Origin of the sequence: Streptomyces qinglanensis, from assembly GCF_900111245.1 — a bacterium.
Lineage (GTDB): Bacteria > Actinomycetota > Actinomycetes > Streptomycetales > Streptomycetaceae > Streptomyces > Streptomyces qinglanensis.
Map to the genome: position 1 here is coordinate 151,911 of NZ_FOGO01000008.1, position 18,911 is coordinate 170,821.

At 73.1% G+C, this 18,911-nt stretch carries 22 protein-coding genes; 8 read left to right on the forward strand and 14 right to left on the reverse strand.

The features are described from left to right. Nucleotides 1-139: 139 nt before the first annotated feature. The 9 genes from BMX65_RS18405 to BMX65_RS18445 form a co-directional block, all read right to left on the reverse strand. Nucleotides 140-619, reverse strand: coding sequence for a pilus assembly protein TadG-related protein (locus BMX65_RS18405; protein ID WP_075001422.1), 480 nt, complete (start codon nucleotides 617-619; stop codon nucleotides 140-142). Then, nucleotides 616-1,038, reverse strand: coding sequence for a TadE/TadG family type IV pilus assembly protein (locus BMX65_RS18410; RefSeq protein WP_075001423.1), 423 nt, complete (start codon nucleotides 1,036-1,038; stop codon nucleotides 616-618). Before BMX65_RS18410 ends, BMX65_RS18405 begins: the two co-directional genes overlap by 4 nt. Next, complete coding sequence (locus tag BMX65_RS18415) at nucleotides 1,038-1,418, reverse strand: TadE family protein (RefSeq protein WP_239501826.1); 381 nt, start codon at nucleotides 1,416-1,418, stop codon at nucleotides 1,038-1,040. The genes BMX65_RS18410 and BMX65_RS18415 overlap by 1 nt, the downstream gene beginning before the upstream one ends. Nucleotides 1,419-1,536: 118 nt before the next feature. Then, a complete protein-coding gene (locus BMX65_RS18420; protein WP_075001425.1) occupies nucleotides 1,537-1,788 on the reverse strand; it encodes a hypothetical protein in 252 nt (83 codons plus the stop codon). A 44-nt stretch (nucleotides 1,789-1,832) separates the two neighbouring features. Further along, nucleotides 1,833-2,762, reverse strand: coding sequence for a type II secretion system F family protein (locus tag BMX65_RS18425; protein WP_075001426.1), 930 nt, complete (start codon nucleotides 2,760-2,762; stop codon nucleotides 1,833-1,835). Continuing rightward, nucleotides 2,759-3,778, reverse strand: a complete 1,020-nt coding sequence (locus tag BMX65_RS18430; protein ID WP_398758614.1) for a type II secretion system F family protein — start codon at nucleotides 3,776-3,778, stop codon at nucleotides 2,759-2,761. Before BMX65_RS18430 ends, BMX65_RS18425 begins: the two co-directional genes overlap by 4 nt. 4 nt (nucleotides 3,779-3,782) lie before the next feature. After that, a complete protein-coding gene (locus tag BMX65_RS18435; protein ID WP_075001428.1) occupies nucleotides 3,783-5,096 on the reverse strand; it encodes a TadA family conjugal transfer-associated ATPase in 1,314 nt (437 codons plus the stop codon). Beyond that, on the reverse strand, nucleotides 5,093-6,547 hold the full coding sequence (locus tag BMX65_RS18440; protein ID WP_075001429.1) for a hypothetical protein: 1,455 nt from the start codon (nucleotides 6,545-6,547) through the stop codon (nucleotides 5,093-5,095). Before BMX65_RS18440 ends, BMX65_RS18435 begins: the two co-directional genes overlap by 4 nt. Before the next feature lie 181 nt (nucleotides 6,548-6,728). Further along, a complete protein-coding gene (locus BMX65_RS18445) occupies nucleotides 6,729-7,478 on the reverse strand; it encodes a hypothetical protein (protein WP_075001430.1) in 750 nt (249 codons plus the stop codon). Nucleotides 7,479-7,946: 468 nt separating this feature from the next. On the opposite strand from BMX65_RS18445, the gene nhaA reads away from it, so the two are divergent. Next, nucleotides 7,947-9,371 carry a Na+/H+ antiporter NhaA gene (nhaA, locus tag BMX65_RS18450; RefSeq protein ID WP_075001431.1) on the forward strand — a complete coding sequence of 475 codons (1,425 nt, stop codon included), beginning with the start codon at nucleotides 7,947-7,949 and terminating at the stop codon, nucleotides 9,369-9,371. 84 nt (nucleotides 9,372-9,455) lie between these two features. On the opposite strand, the gene BMX65_RS18455 is transcribed toward nhaA, so the two are convergent. Continuing rightward, nucleotides 9,456-9,968, reverse strand: a complete 513-nt coding sequence (locus BMX65_RS18455) for a GNAT family N-acetyltransferase (protein WP_075001574.1) — start codon at nucleotides 9,966-9,968, stop codon at nucleotides 9,456-9,458. 221 nt (nucleotides 9,969-10,189) lie between these two features. Here BMX65_RS18455 and BMX65_RS18460 point away from each other — a divergent pair, with 221 nt between their 5' ends. The 5 genes from BMX65_RS18460 to BMX65_RS18480 all read left to right on the forward strand — a co-directional run bounded on the left by BMX65_RS18460 (nucleotide 10,190) and on the right by BMX65_RS18480 (nucleotide 14,780). After that, nucleotides 10,190-11,578 (forward strand): hypothetical protein, encoded by a 1,389-nt coding sequence (locus BMX65_RS18460; protein ID WP_075001432.1) that lies wholly within the window; start codon nucleotides 10,190-10,192, stop codon nucleotides 11,576-11,578. After that, nucleotides 11,575-12,426, forward strand: a complete 852-nt coding sequence (locus BMX65_RS18465) for an SDR family NAD(P)-dependent oxidoreductase (protein WP_079171962.1) — start codon at nucleotides 11,575-11,577, stop codon at nucleotides 12,424-12,426. Before BMX65_RS18460 ends, BMX65_RS18465 begins: the two co-directional genes overlap by 4 nt. Nucleotides 12,427-12,614: 188 nt before the next feature. Then, a complete protein-coding gene (locus BMX65_RS18470) occupies nucleotides 12,615-13,307 on the forward strand; it encodes a hypothetical protein (protein WP_075001433.1) in 693 nt (230 codons plus the stop codon). 140 nt (nucleotides 13,308-13,447) lie between these two features. Next, nucleotides 13,448-13,984, forward strand: coding sequence for a VOC family protein (locus BMX65_RS18475; RefSeq protein WP_075001434.1), 537 nt, complete (start codon nucleotides 13,448-13,450; stop codon nucleotides 13,982-13,984). Further along, complete coding sequence (locus tag BMX65_RS18480; protein ID WP_177214291.1) at nucleotides 13,977-14,780, forward strand: MerR family transcriptional regulator; 804 nt, start codon at nucleotides 13,977-13,979, stop codon at nucleotides 14,778-14,780. The genes BMX65_RS18475 and BMX65_RS18480 overlap by 8 nt, the downstream gene beginning before the upstream one ends. On the opposite strand, the gene BMX65_RS34160 is transcribed toward BMX65_RS18480, so the two are convergent. The 3 genes from BMX65_RS34160 to BMX65_RS18495 are packed head-to-tail and all read right to left on the reverse strand — an operon-like array spanning nucleotide 14,678 to nucleotide 15,993. Then, a complete protein-coding gene (locus BMX65_RS34160; protein ID WP_079171963.1) occupies nucleotides 14,678-14,986 on the reverse strand; it encodes a DUF397 domain-containing protein in 309 nt (102 codons plus the stop codon). The genes BMX65_RS18480 and BMX65_RS34160 overlap by 103 nt on opposite strands. Nucleotide 14,987: 1 nt before the next feature. Next, nucleotides 14,988-15,104 carry a DUF397 domain-containing protein gene (locus tag BMX65_RS33595; RefSeq protein ID WP_075001436.1) on the reverse strand — a complete coding sequence of 39 codons (117 nt, stop codon included), beginning with the start codon at nucleotides 15,102-15,104 and terminating at the stop codon, nucleotides 14,988-14,990. Further along, nucleotides 15,067-15,993, reverse strand: coding sequence for a helix-turn-helix domain-containing protein (locus BMX65_RS18495; RefSeq protein WP_239501827.1), 927 nt, complete (start codon nucleotides 15,991-15,993; stop codon nucleotides 15,067-15,069). Before BMX65_RS18495 ends, BMX65_RS33595 begins: the two co-directional genes overlap by 38 nt. Before the next feature lie 115 nt (nucleotides 15,994-16,108). Between BMX65_RS18495 and BMX65_RS18500 the strand changes: the two genes are divergently transcribed. After that, on the forward strand, nucleotides 16,109-16,309 hold the full coding sequence (locus BMX65_RS18500) for a hypothetical protein (protein WP_075001438.1): 201 nt from the start codon (nucleotides 16,109-16,111) through the stop codon (nucleotides 16,307-16,309). Next, nucleotides 16,306-16,503: a hypothetical protein gene (locus BMX65_RS18505; protein WP_019357127.1), complete on the forward strand. Its 198-nt coding sequence runs from the start codon at nucleotides 16,306-16,308 to the stop codon at nucleotides 16,501-16,503. The genes BMX65_RS18500 and BMX65_RS18505 overlap by 4 nt, the downstream gene beginning before the upstream one ends. A gap of 37 nt (nucleotides 16,504-16,540) precedes the next feature. Here BMX65_RS18505 and BMX65_RS18510 read toward each other — a convergent pair whose 3' ends face one another. Next, on the reverse strand, nucleotides 16,541-18,853 hold the full coding sequence (locus BMX65_RS18510) for an FUSC family protein (protein ID WP_075001439.1): 2,313 nt from the start codon (nucleotides 18,851-18,853) through the stop codon (nucleotides 16,541-16,543). Nucleotides 18,854-18,911 lie beyond the last annotated feature (58 nt).

Sequence of the window (18,911 nt, forward strand, 5' to 3'; positions counted from 1 at the left end):
GGAGACAGGCGTGCGCGAGCGCGCACGGGACCTGGACCCGCCGGGGGCCGGTGCCGGTGTCGAACTGCGGCGCGCCATGTCGTGTGCTCCCAGAGTGAGAAGTGCGGACGTGGAGGAGGGGGGCGGTCGCGCGGACCGGTCACCCGGTCACGGACTCCGCCGTCGCCGTGCCGTGGACGGTGAGCGGTGCGCTGTAGAACAGCCCGGTCAGGACCGGGCGGTAGGTGAGCCGGATGCGGACCCGGACCTGCTGGGCGCTGGCGGAGACGCAGCCGGAGGCTGCCACGTCGGCCGCCGAGAGGCCGGAGCGGGTGGCGAACTCGTGGACCCGCGCGCCGCAGTTCTCGTAGTTGATGGGGGCGCTGTTGCCCTGACTGGCGCGCAGCGCCTCCTCGTCGATGTCCTGCGCAGCGTAGCGGGCGGCCTGTTCGGCGATGTCGGCGGCGCGCTCGCGCTGCGAGATGGACAGTCCGCCGTCCACCACGAACGCGGCCAGCGCCATGAACAGCAGCGCGAACATGATGACCGCCGCCGCGCCGGAGCCGCGGTCGTCGCAGGCCGCCTCCCTGGCCCGCAGCCAGGCAGCGGCCCGCTCGCGGGTCGCCGCGCGCCGGCTCATCCGGTCCTCCGGTAGGGGTCGATCGGCGAACTGGACCGGCCCGAGATGTCCTTGGCGATGTCCAGCCCGAGCATGTCCAGACCGCGCACCCGGCAGCTCACCTCGACGGTGAACAGCCCGCCGGAGCGGTAGTCGCTGCCCGCGTCGCGTACGGTCACGTCCCCCGCGCAGGTGCCCTTGAGAGTGGCGGTTGCGGCCTGCTGCGCGGCAGTCATCGCCGCGGCGTGGCTGCCGTGCTGGAGCGATCCGGCCCGCGCCGCGTCCCGGGCGGCGCCGTCGACCGCGCCGCGGCCGTCCACGAGCTGCCCGAAGGCGACCAGCACGAGGATGAACAGGATCATCACCGGGGCCAGGACGACGACCTCGATCGTCGAGAGCCCCGCGTCGCTGCTCCACGTGCGGTTCGTCCTCCGTCTCATCAGCCGCCCCCGTCCGGCACGAACCGCTCCATCGGGCCCTGGGAGATCGCGTACACGTCCATGTCCAGGCCGGGGAAGACCGAGGGCACCCGGGCCCGGATCTCCACTCCGACGGTGTTGTCGCGCGGGCCGAGCAGCTTCACGTCAGGGTCGAGGATCAACTCCGGGCCGAGCTGCTGGATGTAGGAGCCGGAGGTCTCCCGCGCCTTGGCGCGCCAGCCGCCCGGATCGGCGTCGGCCTCCTGCCGGGCCTTGCGCGCTCCGGCCTGGGCCGCCGCCTGCGCCACGTGGTCCGCGAAGAAGTACAGCGCGAACTGCACCGTCGCGAAGATCAGGAAGAACAGCACCGGGGTCAGGAGCACGAACTCGATGGCAGTCATGCCGCTCTCGCCGCGCTGGGAGGCAGCCTCCCATCTGCGGCGTGCCCATCCGGCCGGCCGTTCCTGCGCTCTCACCGCTGCCACTCCTACGTGCGGGTGCTGTCCTGGTCCGCTCCTCCTAGCAGGTGCCCTTCTCGTCGGCGCCGTCGATGCAGTCCTTGACCTTGTTGGCGCCGTCGCTCAGCGCCATGTTGATGATGGCGGCGACCACGCCGACGATGGCCACCACCACCGCGGAGATGATCACCCACTCCACAGCGGAGGCACCGCGGTCCAGCTCACCGGAGCGGGCGCGCTGGACGCGGCCGCGCAGGAAGGTGACGAGGAAATCGACGGCGGGGTGACTGATCGAGCGAAGCGGATTCGGCATCGGGCTCAGTCCTTTCTTGGTCTTCGAGTGAGGGTCGGGAGGCGTCAGATCTGGAAGACGCGCATGGCCGCTGGATAGATGAGGAAGACGAGGAAGCCCGCACAGAGCATCAGTTGGGCCACGAGCATCGACTGGGACTTCTCACCCGCGCTGCCCTCGATCTCGGCCAGTTCGCGGTGCCGCATCGTCTCCGCGCGCGAGGCGAGCGAGGCGCGCACCTTGGCGCCGTCGTCGGCGACCAGTGCCAAGGATGCCGACATGTCCTTGAGTTCGTCGACCCCCAGTCGGGCACCGAGGTCGCCGAGCGCCGCCCACTGGCTCTGCCCCGTGATCCGCGCGTCGGCCAGCGTGTCGCGGATCCGGCGCAGCGCCCAGCCGTCGCTGACCTCGCTGGCCGCCTTCAGCGCCTCGGGGAGTCCGCGGCCGCCCGCCAGGTTCATGGCCACCAGGTCGAGGTAGGCGCCGACCACCCGGCGCAGGTCGCGGCGCTTGGCCGCGGCGTCCCGGCGCACCTCCAGATCCGGCAGCATGAAGAACACCACCGCGCAGAGCAGCGCGAGCCACAGCGGGATCAGCGGGCTGCGGCCGAACCCGATCAGCCAGCCGATCGAGAACAGGAACGGCCCGAAGAACAGCCCCGCGGCACCCAGCAGCACCTTCGTCGCGAGGAACTTCTCCCAACTGCGCTCCAGCACCTCCAGGTCGGAGCGGAGGCTGCGCTGCTCCCAGCCCTGCCGCAGATACAGTTCGGCGACCCGGGCGCCGATCCGCGCGCGGAGGGCGGCGACCCGTCCGCTCTCTTCCGGAGTGCCCTGCGCACCCTGCTGGTGTGCGGCGGCGCGGGCGCGCAGCGCGTCGATCTCGGCGACGGAGGCGACGGTGCTCCGCTTGCCGGGGGCCAGTGCTCTGACGAGCAGGAACAGGCCCAGACCGACGAGCGCGCCGGTGAGTGCGGTGAGAGTGAAGGGGGTCATCGGCCCGGTACCTCCGCTCCGGCGCCGGCGGCGCCCGGCCCGGCGGGCGGTCCGCCGGGCCCCGGGGCGCCGGGCCCCGGCGCCCCGGCACTCTGGCCCGGACGGCCCGTACGGGGTCCGGCCGCCTGCGGGTCGGCGCGGACCAGGAACCGCTCCGGGGTCTCGATCTGCGACAGCTTGCGCAGCCACCAGAAGCCGCAGGCGAACATGGCGCACACGGCGGCCAGTACGACCTGGCCCAGCGGGGTGCCGTAGGGCGCGACGAAGTCCCGGTTGAAGACGGCGAGGCCCAGGACGAAGGCCACGCTGACCCCGACGACGATCTGCACGCTGCGCCGGGTGGAGGCGCGCTGCGCCATCACCCGCTGCCGCATGTCGACCTCCTCGCGCGCCGACTTGGCGAGGGCGCCCAGTACCTCGCGCAGACCGGGGCCGCGCAGCCGGGAGTTGAGGATGAGCGCGGCGACGACGATGTCGGCCGACGGGTCGTCCAGCTCGTCCGCCAGGTTCTGCAGCGCGGTGGGCAGCGGGGTGCGGGCCCGCAGCCGGTCGATGAGCGCGTCCAGATGCGGGCGGAGCGAGGGGGCGGCCGCGCGGGCCGAGGCGGGGATGGCCTGTTCGAGGCCGACGGCCCCGGCGATGGTGTCGCGCAGCGACTCCGTCCACGCGGCCAGCGCCTCCACCCGCTTCATCGCGGCGCGCTCCTCGGCCGCACCGCCGAAGAGCCGGTCCCACAGGAAGACCAGCACTCCGGTGGCGATCGCCGCGACCGGCCAGCGGGTCAGCAGCAGCACCAGCACCGCGGCGCACACCGCGATCGACCCGCGCCGGCTCATGAACCGGGCCAGTTCGGCGGCGCGCCTGCCCGCGTCCCGCTGCTCGTCCGGCGCCTTGGCCGGCAGCCCGCGCAGCGCGACGATCAGCAGCGCGATGCCGCCGCCGACGGCGACGCCGCAGAGGAGCGCATAGAGGGTGGACAGGGCGAAGATGCCGCCCGTACCGCCGCTCACAGGCACGGTCTCACCCCCAGTTCCCGGTCGGCTGGTATCCGTGTGCGGCCAGCTCCTGGGCGCAGGAGACCGGCGCGTGCGCCAGCAGCCGTCCGTCCGGGGCCTCGGCGAACACCTCGCTGGAGAGCACCCGGCCGTCCACGCCGTTGATCTCCCGTACGGAGGTGACCGAGCGGGACAGCCGCCCGCCGCTGGCGAAGGCGTTGCGGCGTTCGACGAAGACGACGAAGTTGATGGCCCCGGCGATCAGCATCTGGGTGGCCTCGATGGGCAGCCGCTCGGTGGCCTGGAGCGCGTAGGTGGAGATGCGGTTGAAGACCTCGCTGGAGCTGTTGGCGTGGATGGTGGACAGCGAGCCGTCGTTGCCCTGGGACATGGCGTTGAGCATGGTGACGATCTCGTCGCCGAGCACCTCGCCGACGATCACCCGGGAGGGGTTCATCCGCAGTGAGCGGCGGACCAGTTCGGCCATGCTGATGGTGCCCTGGCCCTCGGAGTTGGGCAGCCGCTCCTCGAACGCGACCACGTTGGGGTGCAGTTCGGGGAACTGGTCCAGACCGAGCTCCAGCGCCCGCTCCACGGTGATCAGCCGCTCGGGCGGGGGGATCTCGTTGGCGAGGGCGCGCAGCAGCGTCGTCTTGCCCGCGTTGGTCGCTCCCGCGATCATGACGTTCTTGCGGGCTCGTACGGCCGCCGTCAGGAAGCTGCCCAGCTCGGGCGTGAGGGTGCCGTTGCCCACCAGGTCGGAGACGAAGACCTTGCCCATCCGGGCCCGCCGGATGGACAGTGCGGGCCGCCGGGTGACGTCCATGACGGCGGAGAGCCGGGAACCGTCCGGCAGCCGCAGGTCCAACTGCGGGTTGGCGGAGTCGAAGGGGCGGGAGGAGAGGCCGGAGTAGGCGCCGAGTATCTGGATGAGTTCGATCAGTTCCTCGTCCGACTCGGCGACCGCCTCGCCCCGCACCTCGCGGCCGTCGGCATAGCCGACGAAGACCTGGTCGTAGCCGTTGACGTCGATGTTCTCGACCTCGGGGTCGTCGAGCAGCGGCTGGAGCCGTCCGACGCCGAACAGCGCGGCGTGCACGGCTGCCGCGTACGCCTCCTCGGACTGCGCGTCCAGCGGGGTGCGGCCGGAGGTGATCTCGGTGCGCGCGTGTTCCTCGAGGATCTGCGCGATCACCGCGCGCGCGAACTGCCGCTCGTCCTCGGCGGACATCGCCGCCACGCCGGACGCCTGGTCCATGCGGCGCTGTTCGGCGATGCGGTCCCCGGCCTCCTGCCGGAATCGCTTCACCAGTTGGTGGTCGACCATGCTCGCGCTCATGAGGCGGCTCCCTCGTCCCGCGCCGGGTCGCCGTTCCCGGGGGTGCCGGGCAGCGGTACCGGCGGTGTCGGTTCGGGCGCCGTCGGCCTGCGCCGCGCCCGCAGCCCCTTGCGCCCGCGCGGGGAGGTGTCCTGCCCGGCGGCGCCCGGCGCGGGCGCGGCGGCCGGTTGCGCCGGGGGTGCCTGGACCGGCGGCAGCGCGCCCGGTGCCTGCGGGGGCGGGGACGCCTGCGGGCCGGGCGGGGCCGCCTGTGGAGCGGGCCGGGTGGGCTGCGGGCCGGGTGCGGACGTCTGCGGGCCGGGTGCGCCCTGGTCGGCCGGGGTCCACGAGCCGGGCGCGGGGTGTCCGGACCTCCCGGGCGCCGGGGCCGGGCCGGGGCCCGCACCGGGGTTCCCGGGCGCGCTGCCGGGGTGACCGGGTGCACCGGGGTGACCGGGCCGCGGGTGCGGCGCCGGGCCGGAGGGGAGGGGTTCGGCAGGGCCGCTCGGGGCCGGCCCGCCGACCGGACCCGGACCGGGGTGCGGGGGCGCTCCGGCGCCCGGGGCCGGGCCCCCGCCGGGGGCCTGCACCGGGTTCCCGGCCGGGCCCGGGGGTTGCTGCCCCGGACCGGGCGGAGTGAGGGACCGCTGCGGCGGCGCGGCCGATTCCCAGTTGGCGCCGTACTGCTGATGCAGATCGGTGGCGATCTTGCGTACCGAGCGGACGAGCAGCGAGCGTTCGACGCGGCCGCGGCGGCGTCCGGCCAACTGCTCGGCGCCCGGCGTGTCGTGGGCGAGGACGCCGACGACCCGGGCGCCGGCACGGGAGGCGACCAGCATGTCGTTGACCTGTCCCGCGATCTTGGCGGCGCCCTGGGTGCGGGCCACCAGCAGTACGCCGAGCAGCGGTTGGGCCAGCGGGCCGGCGGCGTGCCCGGCGCCGTGCAGCCGTGCGGTGAGGGCCAGGGCGCGGTCCCGCACCCGGGCGATCTGCTCCGGCTCGTCGCGCGCGACGAGCAGCACGAGCGCGGCGTGCGGCAGGAGTGCGACCGAGGCGGCCTCCGGACCGATGCGTCCGCAGTCGGCGATCACGTCGGCGGCCAGTTGCGGGTGCGGCGACTCGGCGAGGTGCGCGAAGGCGCGGCCCACGGTGTCCCACTGCCCGGCCAGCCCGGCGGACTGCTCGGCGCTGCCGAGCCCGACCAGCACCTCGAGACCGCCGGAGAGCCGCTGGGTGTGGTCCCAGAGCTGCTCGGCGGCCAGCCCTCTGCGGGCGGTCGCAGCCAGCGACAGCAGTCCGGTGTTGGGGTCCAGCGGACGCCCGTCCGCTGCGGGGCTGCGGTAGACGAGGTCACCGCCCGCGGTGTCCATCTCGGCCAGCAGCGCGCGGCGCGGCCACACCGCCGAGAGGGCGACGGCGGTCGTGGTGACCCCCGGTGCGCCTTTGTCGGCGGCGAGTGCGATCAGCGCCATTCCGGCTACGCCTTTCCTTGTGTCCGTGTGCTGTCGTCCGTGCCGTGGTGCCTGCCGTCGTGTCCTGCCGTAGCCGACGACGACACCGCGCGGCGGACGGTTCCACGGGCGGGCCCGGCGTCCCGGCGGCGGGGAGCCCGCCACACGGCCGCGGCGCGGTGGGCCCGCGCGCGGGTGCGTGTCAGCTTCCGCCGTCGGCGTCGAGGACGAGGGACACCTCTCCGTTGGACGCGGCCGCGGTCAGCTCGGCGGCGTCGCTCTTGTCGACGACCACGGAGACGGGGAGGTTGCCGCTGGAGGCGAAGGAGTCGCCGGAGCCGGACTTGATCGACTGGACCTTGGCGCCCTCGGCGATCGTCGCGTTGCCGGAGGTGCCGCGCCGCTGACCGGAGCCGTCCCCGGTGCCGCTGTCGGAGTCGTCGCTGCCACCCGAGGAGGTCTCGCGGCCCACCCGGTAGGCGGAGACCGTGTCGCCCTCCTTCAGGCGCGGCGGGTACTGCCCGCTCTTGAGCGAGAGCCCCACCACGGCCTTGCCGGCCTCCAGGCCCTTCTCCTTGGTGAGCATGCTGCCCACCAGCACGGTGCCGTCGACCAGGTCGGTGGTCGAGCGGTACTTCTTGAGCAGGCCGCGCTGGTCCCAGCGCACGTACTTGATGTCGCTGTCCTCGGCGACCATCACCGGTTCGATGGCCGAGTCGGGGATCGCCTGGCCCTGCTGGACCCGCTTGGTCAGGACGACGGCCTCGACCCGGTCGCCGGCGCGCATCACCAGAACGGTGGCACCGAGCGCGCCGAGCAGCACGAGGAGGACGGCGAGCGCGGCGAGCGCGGGCTTGCGCTCGCGTGGCGGGGAGGGCAGCCGGTCCCCGGCCGGTGGGGTGAGTGCCGCCCCGCGCCCGACCCCGGCGGAGCTCCGCTCCTGGGTCTTCACCTCACCACCCCCGTGTTCCGTTCTGTGTGCGTCTCACGTCGTTCCACGTCGAGAAACCTGCCCCCGCACCGCCGTGCGATACCCCACAGCGGACATACCCCCGCGTACCGACACGCGGCCACGCCCTACAGATCCCGGGCACAGTATCAACACCCCCCGACCCCCTCAAGGCGGATCCCGCCGCCCCGGCGGGGCCGTGATTCCGGGCCCGGCGAGGCGGAATCCCGGGCCCGGCCGGGTGGAATTCGGGCCTCCGGGGGAGCCGGGATCCCGGGCTCGGCCAGGCTACGGGCGGGCATCGACCGGGCATCGGCCAGGAGACCGGAGGGCGCGGTTCCGCTGTGTTCGAGTACGGTGTCCGAAAGGCGTCAAGATCGCGCCAGGTTTGTCACAGGTGTGCCGGGAAGTCTGGTCGGCGGTACGGGGACCCTCCCCGTATCTCTGCACGCGCCGATCCAGGAGCCGCCCATGACACCGCCCACCGCAGACGAGAGCCGCGACCAGCAGAGCGGCAGCGGCGACACGTCGCTCTTCGCACGCCCCTCGGCCCGCGAGCGCAAGCTGCTGTCCGACGCGCTGCGCACGGAGACCGTCGGTGGGACGGTATTGCTGGTCGCCGCCGTGGTGGCACTCGTCTGGGCGAACACCCCGCTCGCGCATCTGTACGAAAGCGTGCGGGCTTTCCACTTCGGCATCCCCGCGCTGGGGCTGGATCTGTCCGTGGAGCACTGGGCCTCGGACGGCATTCTGACGATCTTCTTCTTCGTCGCCGGAATCGAGCTGAAACGCGAGCTGACCGTCGGCGAACTGCGCCGCCCCGCGGCAGCAGCGCTCCCCGTGGTCGCGGCGGCCAGCGGCATGATCGTGCCCGCCCTCTGCTACGTCGCGGTGAACCTGGCGGACGGCGGCGACCTGAACGGCTGGGCCGTGCCGATGGCCACCGACATCGCCTTCGCACTCGGCGTCCTCGCGGTGATCGGCACCAACCTGCCCTCCGGCATCCGCGCCTTCCTGCTCACCCTCGCCATCGTCGACGACCTGGGCGCCATCCTCGTCATCGCCGTCTTCTACACCTCCACCCTCAACTGGGCGGCCTTCGCGGGCGCCGTCGCCGGGCTGGTGCTCTTCCGGATCCTCCACGTCAACCTGCGGGTGCGCGGCTGGTACATCTACGTACCGCTGGGCGTGGTGATCTGGGCGCTGATGTACAACAGCGGCGTGCACGCCACCATCGCCGGCGTCGCGATGGGCCTGCTGCTCCGGGTCAAGCCCGACAACCCGGACGACCCGAACAGCGTCTCCCCCGCCGAGCGCATCGAGCACCTGGTCCGCCCGCTGTCGGCCGGCTTCGCCGTGCCCGTCTTCGCCCTCTTCGCGGCGGGCGTCGGCGTCTCGGCCTCGGCACTGAGCGAGACCTTCCGGCAACCGGAAGCGCTCGGCGTGATGATCGGCCTGTTCGCCGGCAAGTTCCTCGGCGTCTTCGGCGGCACCTATCTGGCGGCCCGGTTCACCCGAGCGCGCCTCAGTTCGGACCTGGCCTGGGCGGACGTGGCCGGGGTCGCCATGCTGGCGGGGATCGGCTTCACGGTCTCGCTGCTGGTGTCCGAGCTGGCCTTCCAGGGCGCCGCCGTCACCGAGCACACCAAGGCCGCCGTCCTCCTCGGCTCGCTGCTCTCCGCGCTGGTGGCCTGCTTCCTGCTGAAACTGCGGGACGCGAAATACCGGGCCCTGTGGGAGGCGGAGACCCGCGACGAGGACCGCGACTCCATCCCGGACATCGACCAGGAGCTGGACCCGGTCCGCCGCCCTGCCGAGGCGGCCCGCCGCGCCCGCGAACAGGAGCGCGAGCAAGAGCGCCAGCGGGCCCGCGAGCAGGAGCGCGGAGAGCAGTGACGCGCGGCCCGGCGCCGACCGCTCGGCGCCGGGTGCCGCGCACCGCTCCGCGCGTCCTGCGTGCCCTGCGCGCGGGACGCGGTGCTACTCGTCCGTCACGTCCTGCGCGCCCTCGAGGGAGTACTGCATCAGGACCGTGTCGACCCACCTGCCGTGTTTGCGGCCGACGGCCGTGAGCCGCCCCGCCGGGGTGAAGCCGTGGCTGCGGTGCAGCGCCGTGGAGGCGTCGCTGCCGGTGTCGGCGATGACGGCCACCACCTGCTGGACACCGGCCGGCCGGCACTCCCGGAGCAGCCGCGCCAGCAGGGCCGAGCCCAGTCCCCGGCCGGTACGGCCCGGAGCGAGGTAGACGGAGTCCTCGACCGTGTACCGGTAGGCCGGTTTGGGACGCCAGGGGCCCGCGTAGGCGTATCCGGCGATCTCGGTGCCGAGCTCCGCCACCAGGAAGGGCAGCCCCCGCCCGGACAGCTCCTGAAAGCGGTGCCGCCAGTCCTCGGCGGACGGCGGAGTCTGGTCGAAGGTGACGACGGTGTCGGTGACGTAGTGCGCGTAGATGTCCGCGACCGACGCCAGATCGGCGAGGGCGGCCGGACGGATGCGGGGTGAGGAAGCCGAGGGGGCCGAGGAAGCTGAGGGGACCGAGGAAGCTGAGGAAGCTGAGGAAGACACAGCACACTCTCTCTCCTCCGAGGAGGGTTTATCCACAGGGATTCTCCGCACCGGACCCGACCCCCGACACTGTCCATGGCGCCCCCTAAAGTGCGGGGCGCGGGGCTCGGTGCAGGCTGGGCGGGGTCCGAGGCGAACGGGGGCGGCACATGGCGAGGACGGGCCGGGACGGCCTGCGGGCGGCGGACGGCGGCGGCACGGCCACGGACGCGCTCCCGGACGAGCACGGGGAAGCCGCCGCGGACGGCACCGCGGACGACGCCGCGTGGAGTGCGGCGCTGATCCGCGCCCAACTCGCGCCCGGCGAGCTGTGGGCACGCGCCGCACTCGTCGTGGCGCTCTGCGCGGGCTGCGGCCTGCTGGCCTCCGGCATCTACGACTACACGCACGTCGGCCGCCCCGAGGGCCTGGCCGCGAACCTGTCGCTGGGCACCGGCACGGTCCTCGTCCCCGGGGCACTCGTGGTGCTGCTGCGGCTGCGCGGCCGCAGTCGCGACCGGCACCGGATGATCGAGCTGTACGGCGGCCCGGCAGGCGGCAAGACCGGGCAGGCGCTGCGCGGACGGCGGGCCGGCTGGACGGCACTGTCCGTGCTCGCGCTCCTCCTCGCCTTCGTCTTCCTCCTCTCGGGGCTGATGCAGGCGTTCTCCTCCGACCCGTACGAGGAACCCGACCCCACGGTCTACGGAGCGCTGCTGGCGTGGGCCGTGATCCTGACCGTCGCCGGCTGCGGGGGCATGGCCCGGGCCCGCCGCTACCGGCCGCGCACCGACGGCCCCTTCGCGACAGGCACGTCCGGCGCCACCGGCAGCGAGCGGGCCCCCCGCATGGCACCAGGCGCCGGGCTCTACACCCGGCTCGGCGCCCGCCCGGCCGCCCCGCACCGGCTCAGTCCCCGGCTGGACGCCCGGATCCAGCAGCTCTCCCTCCCTGCCGCCACCGCGCTGGCGACGACCGTGACGCTGGTGGGATGCGCGCTGGCCGCCACCGCCATGGTGCTGCCCACCTATGCCGGTGGTGAGCCGCTGTTCTGGACGCTGCTGCTGTTCACCGCGCTCTATCTGGTCCTGCTGATCCTGGAGTTGACCTACTACGGGCCCCGACCCGGCTATCTGCTGCTCGGCATCCTCGCGGGGCTGGCGCTGCTGGTGGTTGCCGGAAACGGCAACACCGCCTCGGTGCTGGGGCAGCGCGGCACGTGGACACGGGTGGAGCTGACGGAAGTGCACCACCCTGCCAAGGGCGGTCCCACCTGCGACATGCGCCCGCTCGCCGAGGACGGAATCCGCACCGACGGCCTGCGCCTCCCCTGCAGCGAGGACGAGGTGGGCGAGACCCTGTCGGTCGTCGCCGACCCGCGGGGTGAGGTCCGGCCCAGCCGCTCGGAGCCGACGGAGCTGGGGGCCTTCGTCGTCGGCTGGGGCATCACCACCGGCGCCCTGGTGGGCTGCGCGATCGGCGCCGCGGTCTACGGCCACCGCCGCCGCAGCGAGCTGGGCCTGCACACGAGCGAACCGACCGGAGGATCCTCCCGATGACGCACAGCCCCAGCGGCGCCGCACCGGACGGCCCCGCGCCGTCCGCCCCGCTCGGCGGCCCCGTCCCCGCCCACCCCGTCTACCCGGACCTGGCGGGCAAGGTCGCGGTGGTCACCGGCGGTTCCCGGGGCATCGGCGCCGAGACGGGACGGGCGCTGGCCGCCCAGGGTGTCGCCGTCTGCCTGGTGGGACGGGACCGCCCGGCGCTGTTCGAGGTCGTCGACGGCATCGGCAAGGAAGGCGGCACCGCGATCGGCGCCCTCGCCGACGTGACGGACAGCGCGGCGCTGCGCCGGGTGGCCGAGCGGGTGGCGGAGGAGCTGGGCCCGGTCGACATCCTCGCCGCGTTCGCGGGCGGCCGGGGCTCCCCCGTACCCGCCCTGGAGCTGACCGAGGAACGCTGGCGGCAGGTCCTCGACGCGGGACTGACCGCCACCTTCCTGACGATCCGCGCCTTCCTCCCGGCCATGGTCGAGCGCTTCAGCGGCAGCGTCCTCACCATGACCCCGGCGTCCTCGGCGTCCTCCGGAGGCCACCGACCCGGCGGGCCCGACCTGGCCCACGGCGTCGCAGGCGCCGGCCTGACCGTGCTCACCCGGCAACTCGCCACCGAGCTGGGTCCCCAGGGCATCCGCGTCAACTGCCTGGCCCCCTCGACGGTCCGCACCGAGAGGGTCGCCGCCACCATGTCCAAGGAGGCGCAGCACCGGACCGCGCTGCGCCACCCGCTCCGCCGGATGGCCGAACCGGCGGACGTGGCCTCGGCGGCGCTCTTCCTCGCCTCGGACGCGGCGGGCTATCTCACGGGCATCACGCTGGACGTGGCGGGCGGCCGGATCACCGGCTGAGCCCCACGGGCGGCCCTGCGGCTGGGCCCTGCGGCGAAGGCGGGCTGTTACCGGATGCGGACACAACCCCGTGAACAACTTCGGCCCGCGCGCCATCTCATGGGGTACAAGCGCACAGCCGATGCGGCCGCAGCCCGCGCAGACGGGCGGCGACACCGCATCCTGACAGCCCATGGGGGATTTCCATCATGACCGCTCGCCGCACCCGCCGCACTCTCCGCACCACCGGCCTGGTCGCCTTCGCCGCCGCCGCGGCACTCTCGCTGACCGCCTGCCAGGGCACCGACCAGGACGCCGCGGGCAGCTCGCAGAAGAAGGACTCCGCCGCCGCCTCGCACTCCACCGGCGAGGACAAGGCCGCGTCCGGCGGCTCCTCGTCCGGCGGCTCCTCGTCCGCATCGGGCAAGACCCCGAAGGGCGAGCACAACGGCACACCCGTCGCCGACAGCACCGAGAGCAAGGCGGCCTCACCTGTGCGCACCCAGACCCTGGTGGACGGCAGCACCGCCGAGATCTACCGGAGTGGCGACCAGAACTACCGCGCCGAGATCATCAACGGCGGTGAGCGCTACGGCACGCTGCGCACCCACGACGCGGACGACGGCGCCAACTTCAACGGCATGTATCTCGTGCTCACCATGGGCGGCAAGGTCCACTCCTGGACGGGCGGCGAGCAGCAGGGTCCGGGCACCTTCGACCTGGAGGGCGGCTGGAAGGCCGAGGTCACCAAGCTCGGCCGGAACCGGTACCGCGCGGAGATCCTGGGCCACGACGGTGCGGTCAACGGCACCCTGGAGGCGAACGAGAGCGCCACCGGGACCAGCGCCAACGGCGTGTACATCGTGCTCACCCCCGGCGGCGTCATCACCTCCCACTCGTGACCCTCACGACCCGCTGACCGCTGCGGCGGGGGAGCCGCCGGGGGGCGGCTCCCCCGCCGCAGCCGTGTGTGCCCACCGGATACCACCCCGCAGGGGCACGGCTTGACCCTCACGTTGCGTGAGGCTGAAAGGTGGGGCCCATGAGCGACTACTACAACGCGTTCGAGATGAGCCCTGTCCCCCCGCCCGGCCCGGACGCGGTTCCGCCGGAGCCTTTCCGCGGCATCTACGGCATGCCCGCCTTCGTGACGATCCCCACGGACGACCTGGCCGCCTCGGTGGACTTCTGGACACGGGGGCTCGGGTTCTTCGAGCTGTTCAGCATTCCCGGCCGGCTGGTGCACCTGCGCCGCTGGGCCTTCCAGGACGTGCTCCTCGTCCCGGCGGCGAGCGTGCCGGAGCAGGCACCGGCGATGAGCGTCAGTTTCGCCTGCGTACTCGGCCAGCTCGACTCTCTTGCCGAGACCTGCCGTGCGGTGCGCCCGGACTCCGTCGACGGCCCGCGGGACACCCCGTGGAACACCCGGGACGTGACAGTGACGACGCCGGAGAACGTCCGGATCGTCCTCACCGCGGCGAAGCCCTTCGATCCGGGCTCCGAGGAGGCGCACAACCTGGCGGACATCGGGATCACCGCACCGGATGCCGGTGGCGGCGACAATGGGAAGCATGCCTGAGGGAACCGATGCCGAGGGTCTGACGGTCGGGCAGGTCTCGGCCCGGCTGGGCGTGACGGTACGCGCACTGCACCACTGGGACGAGATCGGTCTGGCCCGCCCGTCGCTGCGCACGGCTGCCGGATACCGGCTCTACACCGCCAGAGATCTGGAACGCCTGCACCGCATCGTCGTCTACCGCGAGATCGGTCTCGGCCTGGACCGGATCCGGGCCGTCCTGGACGACTCGACCGCGGACGTGCCCGGCGCGCTGCGCGCGCAGCGCACCCAGGTGGCGGAACGCATCGCCCGCCTCCAGCGGTTGAGCGCCGGACTGGACCGGATGATCGACGCCCACGAGAACGGCCTGCTGCTGACCGCCGAGCAGCAGGCCGCGCTCTTCGGCCCGGAGTGGAATCCCGACTGGACCGCGCAGGCCCGCAAAGAGTACGGAGACACGGCACAGTGGCGGCAGTTCGCCGAACGCTCGGCCTCGCGCACTCCGGAGGAATGGCAGGCCGTCGCCGAATCAGTGGCCGACCTCGACCGCGCTCTCGCCGAGGCGATGGACGCCGGGGTGACTCCCGGCACGCCGGAGGCGAGCCACCTCGTCGAACGGCACCGCGAGGTCTTCGCCTCGTACTTCCCCCTGACCCGGCAGATGCAGGTCTGCCTCGCCCGCAGATACGAGGCCGATCCGGGCTTCGCCGCCCACTACGACGCCCTCCGCCCCGGCCTCGCCACCTGGTTCCGCCGCATCGTCGACGCCGACGCCCGCGCCCACGGCATCGACCCCGACACGGCGACCTGGGAGTGACGCACGAGGGCCGGGCGACCGTCGCCGAGCCGCGTGACGAACGCCGCCCAGGCGTGCGCCGCGAACACCAACGGTGCCCGCGCCGGATCCTTGCTGTCACGCACCGGAACGACGCCGGGGAAGTTGTCCGCCACCTCGACGCAGTTGCCGCCGTCCGGATCGCTGTAGCTGCTTGCACGCCAGCGCGCGTCGCTCAGATCCACCATGTCAGCGCCCCACGTCGGCGATGAACGTCGCCCAAGCACGCTCCGGGAACACCAGCGGCGCACGATCGATGTCCTTGCTGTCACGCACCGGAACGACGCCCGGGAAGCCGTCCGCCACCTCGACGCAGTTGCCGCCGTCCGGATTGCTGTAGCTGCTTGCACGCCAGCGCGCGTCGCTCAGATCGACCATGCTCGTAGCCTTCCGCTGCTTGGGCGATCATCTGCGCAGACATCGGCTCAGGTAGCGACGCCGCACGCAGTTGATCGTAGACATGATTGAACCTGTCCACGTCTTCGGGCTCTTCAAACAATTGTCCGTGATTGGCGCCCTCCGCATAGGCCACTTCTGTCCCATCGGGCATGGTCAACAGGGTGAGTGATCCCCCTTGCATCGGATGCGCACCTGAGACGAACGGGAGCACTTGGATCGCCTGTCCTTCGCATGCTCGCCGGACGCGGTCCAGTTGCTTGTGCATCGTCAGGTCACCACCTACTCGACGAGCAAGAACCGCCTCATCGAGCACTGCACAGTGTGTGGGGGCGTCAGGCCCCTGAAGTCGTTCCTGTCGCGCCATCCGCAACGAGACGCGCTCCTCAAGCACCTGGGTACTTGTCACGCCCTTTCCGACCCGCAAAACCTCCCGCGCGTACGCCTCGGTCTGGAGAAGTCCCGGCACGGCTTGCGAGGCGTACTCCCGGATGAGTACCGCCCTGGCGGCGAGCTCCATGAACCTGCGTGCCCAGTCCGGAAAGCTCTCCCGGTACACGTGCGGCCACAGGTCGACCAGCAGGCCGCCCGCCTCCAGGGCATCGTCCAGGGCGCGGGTCAGCTCCGCGGTGGGGCGGGCTCCGGAGGCGCATTCCAGTTGGGCGACCCGGCCGGGGCTGACGAACACCCGGGCGGCGAGGTCCCGCTGGGTCCAGCCGCGCCGTTCTCTGAGCCGTTTGAGGTGGACACCGTAGAGGGCCGCCATGCTCGATGACGGGTCGAGTGGAGTTTTGGCCATGGGCTCACCCCGGCTGGCTATTACGGAACGAGTAAAGCTGTCGGTGCTGTTGAGACTACGTCGCGTCACGCACTCTTGTTGCTGTGAGCCGGAAATTCCAGCGCGAGGACGATTCATGAACGACGGGCCGCAGGTGCCTGACTGCCAGGACTGTGCATGGTTCCGCACGATGATCAGGCGGGCGGCGTGGGACCCGCAGCCGCGTGCCGATCTGGAGGCGCTGTTCGCAGCGCATCTGCGCCGCAAACACGGAAGCGGCGACGGCGGCGGCAGCGGGGGCGAGATGGGCGACGGGCCCGGGCTGCGGAGCGTGTGACCGTGTGGGCCGAGGGCGACAGGGTGCGGGACGCGAAGACGGGCAAGCCGGGGACGGTGGTGCAGGTGACCGGCCCGGCGCCGTTCATCTACCGGGTGCTGGTGGAGGAGGACGACACCGGCGGGCCGCCCATCATGATCTACCGGTACGGCGACCAGTTGCGCCGGGCTCCGGTGCGGACCGGGCCCGCCTGACGGCGGTCCGCGACGGGCGCGCCCCTGGACGGGGAGCTCAGGACTTCTTCGGGGCTGCCGCGTGGGTGAGGTCGTCCAGTGCGTCGGTGAGGAGTTCGGCCGTGCGCAGGGCCACCGGCGGCGGCTGGTCGGCCTCCTCCCACCAGCGGGCCAGGGCCTGGTGGACGCGCTTCCACTCCAGGGGTTCGCTCTCCCGGACGGCGGTGACGGCGGCGGACATGTCGGTGGCGACCGCCGCGGAGAAGTCGGCGGCGGCGCCGTCGGGGCGGGCGTCCGGGCCGGGGAGGTGGGCCTCCAGCAGCATGCAGGCGCGGCCCATGGTGACCAGTGCGGACTGGGCGTCGCTGGCGGAGCGGCGGGAGAGGCGGCCGCGGTGGCGGACGGGTTCGGCCTCGGCGCGGCTGAGGGTCTGCTCCCAGTCCTGCCGGGCCGCCCGGGTGTCCAGCAGCGCTTCGCGCACTTGGCGGGGGGCGTGTGCGGCGGGCTGTGCGAAGGCGTCGAGCACGGCGATGGCGTACCGGCCGGTGGCGGCCAGCCAGTCGGCGAGCCGGTCGCGCAGCAGCGGGGTGTGCCAGGCGGGGAAGAGCGCGTAGCTGAGCATGGCGAGCAGCCCGCCGAGCGCGGTGAGTCCGGCGCGCTCGTAGGCGGTCTGGTACCAGTCGGTGCCCAGGATGCCGAGCAGGAAGATCACGTAGGCGCCGGTGCAGACGGAGGCGATGACGTATCCGGTGCTCAGCAGCAGGTAGAGGAAGCCGACGCTGAGCACGGCGAGCCCGGCGCTGAGGTAGGGGCCGGGTCCGGCCAGCGCCATCACGGTGCCCGCGATGGCGACGCCGACGAAGGTGCCCACGGCACGGCCGATGCCGCGTTCGTAGGTGCGGGAGAAGTCCGGTCGCAGCACCATGACGGCGGTCAGCGGCACCCAGTAGCCGTGTGCGGGCGGCAGGGCTCTGCCGATCAGGAAGCCGACCGAGACGACGGCGCTGACGCGCAGCGCGTGCCGCAGGATCAGTGACTTCCAGTGGAATTCGCGGCGCAGGGCGCGCAGCGCGACCGGCACCAGCCCGGCGAGGGTGGGCATGTGCAGATGGCGGTGGCGGGCGAGCGCGTGCCCGGCGGCGGGGGTGTGCTTGCCGCCGGCGGCCTTGCGGCGGGCGTTCTCGGACTCCCGGGCCTCGGCCTCCTCGGCGGCCACCTCGTCCGGGTCGGGGCCGTAGGGGCCGTCCAGGCTGGCGTCCGCTTCGGGGTGCTGGTCGGGGAAGCCGCGGCGGCGGCCCTCGCGGTCGGCCACGTGCCAGGTGACCCGGGCCAGCACCCCGCCGCGGGTGACCTCCACGGGCTCCTGGGCCGCCTCCACCGCGTCGTCGGTGAGGGCGATGAGGCGCAGGGCAGCGCGTCGTGCGGGGCCGCTGAGGACGGGGCCGCTCTTGGGCACCTGGAGGACGTCCAGGGCCTGGTCGGGCAGCCGGACGCGTTCGCCGCGCCGGATGGCGCGCGCGGAGGCGTCCAGTACGGTCGCGGCGGCGGCCAGGAGTTCGCGTACTCGGTCCCGTTCGGGCCCCACCATCGGGGCGCCGCCGACCACCGGGTCGGCGAGGGAGGCCAGCACGGGGCGGAAGCGTTCGGCCATGGCCCGGTAGCCGTGCAACTGGCGCGGTCTGCGGCGGGCCTGCCGCGGGGTGACGGCGGCAGCGGTGCGGGCCTGGATGAGCGGTTCGGGGTCGAAGGGCGCCATCGGGTCGTGGCGGAGCCGCCGTGCGTAGTCGGCTACGGCGGCCAGCGCGTCGGCGAGGGTGTCGCGGTGTGCGCCCCAGGGCCGTACGGGGAACAGCACGATGAGTCCGGCCTGCACCACGCCGCCCATGGCGATGAGCGCGGCGTGGTTGAGCGCGCCCAGGGTGCTGGTGGGCAGGTGGACGGTGATCAGCATCACGGAGATGTTGAAGGCGGCCACCACGCCGGAGGTGGGGCCCACGCCCCAGGCCATCCCGGCCAGGAAGGCCCACAGTGCCAGCAGCAGCACGAACGCCCAGGGCATGCCGATCAGCAGATAGCCGAGGAAGGTGGAGACGGCCAGGCCGGTCGAGGCCGCCAGCGCCAGTACGGGCCGGGGCCGCCAGCTCCGCTGGAAGGTGGCGATGCCGGAGGCGAAGGCGCCGAACGCGCTGGAGACGGCCAGTTGCGGGGTGCCGATCAGCAGCGCCAGTCCGACCACCAGTCCGACGCCGCACGCGCCGCGCACCGCGGTCAGCGGTGTCAGCGAGGCGCGCTCCACGCTGAGTCCGGAGCGCGCGGTGTCCTTCAGCGCCCGGAGCCAGTGCAGTGGTGCGGCCTTCAAGTACCCGAGCATGCGATCGACCCTACCGAAGGCGAACGTCCTGGTGACGCAGCCGGACGGGGCGGGAAGC

What these genes read in the sequence shown, in the direction of transcription:
- BMX65_RS18405 (WP_075001422.1), bottom strand. Translation starts at nt 619, where the DNA reads ATGAGCCGGCGCGCGGCGACCCGCGAGCGGGCCGCTGCCTGGCTGCGG.
- BMX65_RS18410 (WP_075001423.1), bottom strand. Translation starts at nt 1,038, where the DNA reads ATGAGACGGAGGACGAACCGCACGTGGAGCAGCGACGCGGGGCTCTCG.
- BMX65_RS18415 (WP_239501826.1), bottom strand. Translation starts at nt 1,418, where the DNA reads ATGACTGCCATCGAGTTCGTGCTCCTGACCCCGGTGCTGTTCTTCCTG.
- BMX65_RS18420 (WP_075001425.1), bottom strand. Translation starts at nt 1,788, where the DNA reads ATGCCGAATCCGCTTCGCTCGATCAGTCACCCCGCCGTCGATTTCCTC.
- BMX65_RS18425 (WP_075001426.1), bottom strand. Translation starts at nt 2,762, where the DNA reads ATGACCCCCTTCACTCTCACCGCACTCACCGGCGCGCTCGTCGGTCTG.
- BMX65_RS18435 (WP_075001428.1), bottom strand. Translation starts at nt 5,096, where the DNA reads ATGAGCGCGAGCATGGTCGACCACCAACTGGTGAAGCGATTCCGGCAG.
- BMX65_RS18440 (WP_075001429.1), bottom strand. Translation starts at nt 6,547, where the DNA reads ATGGCGCTGATCGCACTCGCCGCCGACAAAGGCGCACCGGGGGTCACC.
- nhaA (WP_075001431.1), top strand. Translation starts at nt 7,947, where the DNA reads ATGACACCGCCCACCGCAGACGAGAGCCGCGACCAGCAGAGCGGCAGC.
- BMX65_RS18460 (WP_075001432.1), top strand. Translation starts at nt 10,190, where the DNA reads ATGGCGAGGACGGGCCGGGACGGCCTGCGGGCGGCGGACGGCGGCGGC.
- BMX65_RS18465 (WP_079171962.1), top strand. Translation starts at nt 11,575, where the DNA reads ATGACGCACAGCCCCAGCGGCGCCGCACCGGACGGCCCCGCGCCGTCC.
- BMX65_RS18470 (WP_075001433.1), top strand. Translation starts at nt 12,615, where the DNA reads ATGACCGCTCGCCGCACCCGCCGCACTCTCCGCACCACCGGCCTGGTC.
- BMX65_RS18475 (WP_075001434.1), top strand. Translation starts at nt 13,448, where the DNA reads ATGAGCGACTACTACAACGCGTTCGAGATGAGCCCTGTCCCCCCGCCC.
- BMX65_RS18480 (WP_177214291.1), top strand. Translation starts at nt 13,977, where the DNA reads ATGCCTGAGGGAACCGATGCCGAGGGTCTGACGGTCGGGCAGGTCTCG.
- BMX65_RS34160 (WP_079171963.1), bottom strand. Translation starts at nt 14,986, where the DNA reads ATGGTGGATCTGAGCGACGCGCGCTGGCGTGCAAGCAGCTACAGCGAT.
- BMX65_RS18495 (WP_239501827.1), bottom strand. Translation starts at nt 15,993, where the DNA reads ATGGCCAAAACTCCACTCGACCCGTCATCGAGCATGGCGGCCCTCTAC.
- BMX65_RS18500 (WP_075001438.1), top strand. Translation starts at nt 16,109, where the DNA reads ATGAACGACGGGCCGCAGGTGCCTGACTGCCAGGACTGTGCATGGTTC.
- BMX65_RS18510 (WP_075001439.1), bottom strand. Translation starts at nt 18,853, where the DNA reads ATGCTCGGGTACTTGAAGGCCGCACCACTGCACTGGCTCCGGGCGCTG.